5 protein-coding genes and 3 pseudogenes are annotated in these 7021 nt (G+C 38.3%); 5 read left to right on the top strand and 3 right to left on the bottom strand.

Features of this window, described 5'->3' with window-relative positions:
* Positions 1-71 precede the first annotated feature (71 nt).
* Positions 72-995 carry an iron-hydroxamate ABC transporter substrate-binding protein gene (locus AC1DRF_RS13320; RefSeq protein WP_097823916.1) on the bottom strand — a complete coding sequence of 308 codons (924 nt, stop codon included), beginning with the start codon at positions 993-995 and terminating at the stop codon, positions 72-74.
* Complete coding sequence (locus tag AC1DRF_RS13315; protein WP_043979302.1) at positions 996-1790, bottom strand: ABC transporter ATP-binding protein; 795 nt, start codon at positions 1788-1790, stop codon at positions 996-998.
* 189 nt (positions 1791-1979) lie between these two features.
* Between AC1DRF_RS13315 and AC1DRF_RS13310 the strand changes: the two genes are divergently transcribed.
* The 4 genes and pseudogenes from AC1DRF_RS13310 to AC1DRF_RS13295 all read left to right on the top strand — a co-directional run.
* Complete coding sequence (locus tag AC1DRF_RS13310) at positions 1980-3029, top strand: NAD(P)/FAD-dependent oxidoreductase (RefSeq protein ID WP_043979299.1); 1050 nt, start codon at positions 1980-1982, stop codon at positions 3027-3029.
* 156 nt (positions 3030-3185) lie between these two features.
* A complete protein-coding gene (gene megL, locus AC1DRF_RS13305; RefSeq protein WP_477740905.1) occupies positions 3186-4373 on the top strand; it encodes a methionine gamma-lyase in 1188 nt (395 codons plus the stop codon).
* A 206-nt stretch (positions 4374-4579) separates the two neighbouring features.
* Positions 4580-5824 carry a Bcr/CflA family efflux MFS transporter gene (locus tag AC1DRF_RS13300; RefSeq protein WP_043979293.1) on the top strand — a complete coding sequence of 415 codons (1245 nt, stop codon included), beginning with the start codon at positions 4580-4582 and terminating at the stop codon, positions 5822-5824.
* 117 nt (positions 5825-5941) lie between these two features.
* Positions 5942-6061: pseudogene (locus tag AC1DRF_RS13295) on the top strand (aldo/keto reductase); the annotation flags it as partial.
* A gap of 33 nt (positions 6062-6094) precedes the next feature.
* Here the strand turns inward: AC1DRF_RS13295 and AC1DRF_RS13290 are convergent.
* Positions 6095-6643: pseudogene (locus AC1DRF_RS13290) on the bottom strand (Y-family DNA polymerase); the annotation flags it as partial.
* Positions 6644-6787: 144 nt separating this feature from the next.
* Between AC1DRF_RS13290 and AC1DRF_RS13285 the strand changes: the two are divergent.
* Positions 6788-7021: pseudogene (locus AC1DRF_RS13285) on the top strand (hypothetical protein); the annotation flags it as partial.

The raw sequence follows: 7021 nt of genomic DNA, 5'->3' as shown, positions 1-7021 counted from the left end.
TCTTTTCATGTAAGAATAAATTTAGTAAAACAAAGCAAGAGGAATTCTAAAAAGAATTCCTCTTGAATGAGTTACTTGCCAAGAAATTTTTGAGTAAAGAAATCTAGTTGATAATCTAATGTGATTGGATCATTAAAATAAAATTCTTTTGCATTTGCTTCAAATACRTGATTATTCTTTACAGCAGGAATATTTTTGTACGTATCYGTTTTCTCAAATGATGTATCTCCATCTTGGTTTTTACTGAAGATTAAATAATCTCCGGCATATTCAGGAAGAACTTCTGGTGAAATTGCATAGTAACCATCTTTCAAAGCCATGTCTTTTACTTTCTCTGGCATTTTTAATTTCATTTCTTGATAAAGAATCTCCGTTCCGCGTCCCCAGTTATCGCCAAATACATAAAGCTGCTTGTCAAAGTTCTCAATAACTGAAACCGTGGTATCGTCGCCAATTTTAGCTTTGATGTCAGAACCAGCTTTTGCCGCACGCTTTTTAAAATCGTTTACCCATGACTGTGCTTCTTTTTCTTTATTTAATAGTTTTCCGATTTCTACATGCTGAGTAAGGTAGTCTACTTTATCGTATGTATACGTGACGGTAGGAGCAATTTTTTTCAATTTATCAACGTTTTTTGTAGTAGATAAGCCAATAATTAGGTCAGGCTTTAATTTAATAATCTTTTCTAAATTTTCATCTGATACTTCTTCAACGCCTTTTAATTTCTTTTCAAAGCGGGGATTCATTTTAGACCATGAATCAACTCCGACAATATTGACACCTAATGACATGACGTTACCTGCGTAGGAGCCTAACACTACAACACGTTTCGGGTTAGCCGGAACTTTTACAGGGCCGTCTTCAGATTGATATATGATTGTCTCGGATCCGCTGTTTCCTTTACTAGAATCGTTTTTGCTTTCAGTTGAACTGCTGCTGCAGGCACTAATAAGTAGTACGAATATGAGCATGAATGGAAGCAGTAATTTTTTCATTTAGTTATCTCCTCTTAATAAGTTATACGTGATGCACATTGGTTTATTGGTTCTCGGGTCTCGTCCGATTTCAGCGTCGATATGAAACACTTTTTTTAAAACGTCATGCGTGATGACTTCGTCACACGTTCCGGCTTTAACAATTTCTCCATCTTTTAAAGCGATAATATAATCTGCAAAACGAGCGGCTTGATTTAAATCGTGAAGTACCATTACGACGGTACGTTCTTGCTCTTTGTTTAGCTTTTGAAGCAGCTCAAGCACTTCTAACTGATGAGCCATATCCAAGTAGGTAGTCGGCTCATCGAGGAATATAATATCTGTTTCTTGAGCTAAAGCCATTGCAATCCACACTCGCTGACGCTGACCGCCTGAAAGAGAGTCAACGAGACGAAATTTGTAATCTTTTGTTCCGGTTACTTCAAGCGCCCAGTCAATCGTTTGATAGTCTTGTTTCGACAGACGCCCAAACCCTTTTTGATAGGGAAATCGCCCATAAGATACAAGTTCTCCAACAGTTAAGCCGCTGGCACTTTCAGGGGTTTGAGGGAGAATGGCCATTTTTTTAGCGAGTGCTTTTGTATGTTCTGTTGAAATATTTTCGCCATCTAAAATGACGGAACCGGATTGATGAGAAATAATGCGGGTGATGGCTTTTAAAAGCGTTGATTTGCCGCATCCGTTTGAACCAATAATCGTGGTAATCTTTTTGTCTGGAATGTTAACGCTTAAATTCTTTACTATTAGACGTTCACCATAACTAATATGTAATTTTTCTGTATATAGGCGAACCATATCTGACCCTCCGTTTACGTTTAATACAACAAATACTTGATAATGATTATCAATATCGTTTACTTTACATACTATAATTCGAACGTTTCCGGATGTCAATAGTTATTTTTATTGTCAAAACGGTGAAGAAGATGTATATTCAAATGAGAATGATAATCAATAACAATTAATTGCAAGGAGCGTGTGTTCATGACACATAACGAACTGTTTGACGTGACGATTATAGGTGGGGGGCCGGCTGGCCTTTATTCTGCCTTTTATAGTGGACTAAGAGAAATGAAAACAAAGCTGATTGAATATCAGCCAAAATTAGGCGGAAAACTTCATGTTTATCCTGAAAAAATGATTTGGGATGTAGGAGGGCAAACGCCTATTTCTGGTGCGAAGCTTATTGAACAGCTTGTTGAACAAGGGCTGACGTTTGATCCAACTGTTGTTTTAAATGAGAAGATTGAATCGATTTCTCGCTTAGAAGATGGTATTTTCCAGCTGACGAGTTCTTCAGGTGAACATCATTACTCTAAAACCATTATCCTTGCTGTCGGAGGAGGTATTTTAAATCCGCAAAAGCTCAAAATTGAAGGGGCAGAACGATTTGAAATATCAAACTTAAACTATACGGTTAAATCTTTGCAGCATTTTAAAAATAAAACGGTGATTGTTTCCGGGGGAGGAAATTCAGCCATTGATTGGGCAAATGAGCTAGAGTCCGTTGCTAAAAAAGTATATATTACGTACCGAAACAGTGAACTAAACGGTCATGAAGCACAAGTGAGACAATTAATAAACAGTTCAGCTCGGTGTCTGCTTAACACATCTATTACAAAATTAGTGGCTGATGGGACGCATGAATTTATTGAAAAAGTTGAGCTGACTAATCATCAAACCGGTGAAATTTCTTATTTACCGATTGACGAAGTCATTATTAATCACGGTTATGAAAGAGATACAGAGCTGTTAAAAAACAGTGAATTATATATTAAAACCATTGATGACTGCTATGTTGCAGGTAACGCAGCAAGCGAAACGTCGGTAGAAGGCGTGTATGCAGCGGGAGACATTCTCATGCACGAAGGAAAAGTCCATTTGATTACAGGTGCTTTTCAAGACGCTGCTAATGCCGTAAACAAAGCAAAACAATTCGTTCAGCCCTCTGCTGCTAAGGCGGCTATGGTTTCTTCTCATAATGAAGTATTCAAAAAACGTAATTCAGCACTAATTAAACAAATGATGAAGTAAAGCGAGGTGCAGGGTGCATGTCGCTTCTTTCTCTACGGTGGAATTATCTACATGGAGAKGCAGGGAACGAAAAAAGAAAAGAGAAATATAATAAAAGAAAACGCTTACATTTTTTTAAAAATGACATAGTGCTTGTGTGCATAAGGGGGAAGCCGTATGAACGAAAAAGAGAAATATCAGTTTGAAACAAAAGCCATTCACGCAGGGTATGAATCAAAACATCATTTTGATAGCTTAGCTCCGCCTATTTATCAAACGTCTACATTTACATTTTCATCTATAGAACAAGGTGCAAACCGGTTTAGCGGAGCAGAAGATGGTTATGTATATTCCCGGTTATCGAATCCAACGGTCACCATTTTAGAAGAGCGTATGGCACAGCTTGAAGAAGGAGAAGCCGCTTTGGCATTTGGATCGGGAATGGCTGCAGTATCGGCTGTATTGATTGGACTTACAAAAGCAGGCGATCATATTTTATGTTCTAAAGGAGTGTATGGATGCACATTTGGTCTCTTAGAAATGCTTGAGGAAAAATATCAAATCCATCATTCTTTCTCTAACTTGGAAACTGAGGAAGAAATTCTTGCTGCTATCAGAAAAGATACAGCATGTATTTATATTGAAACACYGATTAACCCGACTATGACTTTAGTAGATTTAGAGTTAGTTGCTTCTATCGCCAAACAAAAAGGAATTCCTGTGGTAGTAGACAATACCTTTTCAACTCCTTATTTGCAACAGCCGCTGAAGCTTGGGTGCGACTTAGTCATTCATAGCGCAACAAAATTTATTGGTGGACACGGAGATGTTGTCGCAGGAATTGTAGTAGGGAACAAAGAGGTTATTTCCGTACTGCGCAAAACGACGCAAAAAGATATCGGAGGCATTCTTTCACCGTTTGATGCTTGGCTGTTACTCAGAGGCTTAAAAACGCTGGCCGTTCGAATGGATCGTCACTGTGAAAATGCTGAACATATCGCAAAACAATTAAGTCTCCATCCCAAGGTGAAAGCCGTTTATTATCCAGGTGATAAAAAAAGCACTGCTTATTCTCTCATGCAAAAGCAAATGAGAAAAGGAGGGGGGCTTCTCTCTTTTGAAGTGAAAGGAGGTTATGAAGAAACCGTAAAAGTGGTTAATCAGCTTAAGCTCATTTCCATTGCGGTGAGTCTTGGAGATGCTGAAACACTTATTCAGCATCCTGCCTCGATGACGCATGCAGTTGTGCCGGAAGAAGCTCGAAAAGAAATGGGAATCTCAAATGAACTCCTTCGCTTATCAGTTGGCCTGGAAGCTTGGGAAGATATTATGAGAGATTTACAGCAGGCATTAGATAGTATATAAAAAAACAACGCTTGAAGTATCTTAAGGATATTTCAAGCGTTGTTTTTTGAATATCAACTGTATGTCATCAGTCATACATCCTTTTTTGCGAATGGAACTTTACCTACATCTTTAGACAAATGTCCTAGACAGAAGAGATGCCTTTCAATAGACTAAAGGTTATCTGTGAAAATACAATATTTAGGTAAGGAAGGTGCTCTACTATTATGCTTCATAATCCAACTGGAAAAAAACGTCTAGGATTGGCGTTTCTTCTCAGCACACTTGCGATATTAGGTCCGCTTAATATCGATATGTATTTGCCAAGTTTCCCTGCTATTGCTGATCATTTAGATGCGCGAGCTTCACTTGTTCAGCTTAGTTTAACATCGTGTTTACTAGGCCTTGCCATTGGTCAAATCGTGATCGGTCCAATCAGTGATGCGAAGGGACGAAAACGACCTTTACTCATTTCCATCTCTTTATTTATGATATCGTCCTTGCTCTGTGCTTTGGCTCCTACTATTACAGCTTTAGTCATCGCACGCTTTTTACAAGGGTTTACAGCTTCGGCAGGAGTTGTTCTTTCTCGAGCCATTGTCAGAGACGTTTTTAGTGGAAGAGAGCTTACGAAGTTTTTTGCTCTGTTAATGGTTATCAATGCCTTTGCACCAATGATAGCACCAATGGCCGGAGGTGCTATTTTACTTCTTCCTTTTGCAAGCTGGCATACTATTTTCTTGTTTTTAAGTTTAATAGGCCTTTTAATTGTTTTAACAATTTCAATGCGTTTAAAAGAAACTTTGCCAATTGAAAATAGAACGCCAAGTTCAATTGGTCATTCCATTCGCACGATGGGCAGTTTATTACAAGACCGTTCTTTTATTGGGTATGCCTTAATTGTCGGACTGGTCCACGGAGGAAGCTTTGCTTATGTATCAGGCACTCCATTTGTCTATCAAGGGATCTACCATGTTTCTCCGCAAGTTTTTAGCATTTTGTTTGGCATTAACGGCTTAGCCATTGTGACTGGAAGCTTTATTATTGGGCGCTTTAGCGGAATTCTTCATGAAAGAAGCCTGCTTCGCATTGCCGTGATTACGGCTGTAAGTGCTACTAGCGTACTTCTTATCATGACCATGCTTAAAGGGCCGCTGGCTACGATTGTTATTCCCATTTTTATTTACATGATCTCTATAGGAATGACGATCACAGGCTCGGTGACATTGGCAATGAAAAATCAAGGACATAGAGCAGGAAGTGCGAGTGCCGTGTTAGGCATGCTTCCACTAACTTTAGGATCAATTGTTTCTCCTTTAGTGGGTATTAACGAAACCACAGCGATTCCGATGGCTGCTATTTTATTTAGTACGGCGCTTTTAGGTTTTGTAGCTTTCTTTACGTTAACTAAAAACAAGAAAGAAACAGAAAAGTGCGAAGTTAATGAGTTTAAAACGGAGGTTTCTCCGTAATCACTTTTTTGATTGTTTGAAAGCACCACTCCTTTGTGAAAATGAGTGGTGCAAATTTATTCAAGTATTGGATAATATATGCCAATCTTAGAGCATGAGCGAAAGGAGTGGATAATAATGAGTAAAGTAATTCCTGAAATAACCCTTAATGACGGGGTAACCTAGCCTGCTATAGGTTTTGGTACATATAAGCTTAACGGAAATGAAGGAGTCAACGCTATAACGAGTGCGATTGATGATGAATAGCCCACAATTTAAAGGGAATATCCTCATATCCTCATATCGCCAATAAGCCACTCCTGTTGGGCTATTCTTAGCCTCATGGTCTAAGCTTACCTTCGCCAGTAAGAGATTAGGGCCTATGCCTGCCGTAGCTGTCAGGCGTGTCTTATGATAAATTTCGTCGATAATATTGTGGGCTAATTCTTCTGGTGTACAAGCGAATAGATGCAACGAAGCTGTCGCATCAATAAACAGCTCATCAATACTATAGGCATGAAAATCCTCAGGAGCCACATACTGTAACACCAAGCTCGAAATATAGGTCGAAGCTTTGATATACCTCTCCATGGATGGATTCACCACATGGATATCTTTCCTTTTAGGAATGTCGAAAAGACGACTTCCTGTTTTAACCCCTTCTTTCTTTAATAAGGGTGTGGCAGCTAATACAACGGAGCCCGACCGTTTGATATCTCCGACCACCGCAAGCTTTGTTTTCAACGGATTTAATCCTCTTATGACAGAAGAAACTGAAGCATAGAACGCCTTCATGTCGATACATATAATGATTCTGTTTGGTAACTGCTCATCCTCCATTGAAAATACTCCTAAAATAAAAACTTTACATTTTTCCTAACTATTGCTATCACTTGCGTAGAATTTATTGTTACATTAACAGAAGTAACTACTACATAACGTAATGGTAAGAGTTCAAAAAGACTGAACCCTAAAGGGGGATAAATGTTGAAAAAAGAATATTTTGTGCAATATTCAGACCAAAGTATAATTGATAGTTTTGACTTTCCAGAAGATAAATTTGTATCTATTACTGTAGGGATTAGGGACATTAATCATGATCTGATCATCTCTTTAGTTCGAAAAATGTTTGGTTTACCTGTTTTTTTTGTTTTAGACTCAATGCTCTCTGGACATGAAAAAGAAACATTGATTAAAAATAAAACTCCTTTTTATGAG

The organism is Priestia sp. P5_B4 (assembly GCF_056400385.1).
This window is presented reverse-complemented; position numbering and strand designations above follow the sequence as displayed.